Origin of the sequence: Dermacoccus sp. CCH2-D9 (genome assembly GCF_001556795.1) — a bacterium.
GTDB lineage: Bacteria > Actinomycetota > Actinomycetes > Actinomycetales > Dermatophilaceae > Dermacoccus > Dermacoccus nishinomiyaensis.
Window position 1 is genome coordinate 1 of record NZ_LSJT01000135.1, and the last position, 1220, is coordinate 1220.

The 1220-nt window shown below is 69.6% G+C and carries 1 protein-coding gene; it reads left to right on the top strand.

The genetic code is table 11. The features are described from left to right. Window positions 1-5 precede the first annotated feature (5 nt). Window positions 6-1220: AMP-binding protein (locus AX669_RS11195; RefSeq protein ID WP_156445000.1), on the top strand; the 1215-nt coding region annotated here is incomplete at its 3' end.

Sequence of the window (1220 nt, forward strand, 5' to 3'; positions counted from 1 at the left end):
CCGCCATGAGCGAAACCCCCGACCCCACGCCCGGCCCCTTCCACCCGAGCGAGGCCTTCACGGCCCAGGCCGTGGGCCAGGCGTCGCTGTACGAAGAGGCCGGCGCCGACCGCCTCGCGTTCTGGGCGAAGCAGGCCCGCGAGCGCCTCACCTGGAGCAAGGACTTCGACGAGGTCCTCGACTGGTCCGACGCGCCCGTCGCGAAATGGTTCGTCGGAGGTGAGCTCAACGTCGCCTACAACTGCGCCGACCGCCATGTCGAGGCGGGCAACGGCGAGCGCGTTGCCATCCACTTCGTCGGCGAGCCGGGCGACGAGCAGGCCATCACGTACGCCGACCTCACCGAGCGCGTGCAGCGCGCCGCCGGAGCTCTGCGCGCCGCCGGCGTCGAAGCGGGTGACCGCGTCGCGATCTACCTGCCGATGATCCCCGAGGCCGTCATCTCGATGCTCGCGTGCGCGCGCATCGGCGCCGTCCACTCCGTCGTCTTCGGCGGCTTCTCGGCGGACGCGCTGCGCACCCGCATCGCCGACGGTGAGGCGAAGGTCGTCATCACCGCTGACGGCGGCTATCGCCGCGGCAAGCCGAGCGCGCTCAAGCCGGCCGTCGACGAGGCCGTCAGCGGGGAGACGAGCGTGCAGCGCGTACTCGTCGTCAAGCGCACCGGCGAGGACGTCACGATGGGTGACAAGGACATGTGGTGGGACGAGGCGCTCGAGGCCGCCGAACCCGTCGTCGAGGTCGAGAACTTCGATGCGGAGCACCCGCTGTTCATCCTCTACACCTCGGGCACGACGGGGAAGCCGAAGGGCATCTTCCACACCTCGGGCGGCTACCTGACGCAGGCGGCGTACACGAACGCCGTCGTCCACGACGTCCACCCCGACACGGACGTCTACTGGTGCACCGCCGACGTCGGCTGGATCACCGGCCACAGCTACATCACATACGGCCCGCTCGCGAACGGCGCGACGCAGGTCATGTACGAGGGCACGCCCGACACCCCGCATCAGGGTCGCTGGTGGGAGATCATCGCCGACAAGAAGGTGTCGATCTTCTACACGGCGCCGACGGCGATCCGCACCTGCATGAAGTGGGGCGAGGAGATCCCGCAGGAGTACGACCTGTCGAGCATCCGGGTGCTCGGCTCGGTCGGCGAGCCGATCAACCCTGAGGCGTGGATGTGGTTCCGTGACGTCATCGGCGCGGGTGAGGCCCCG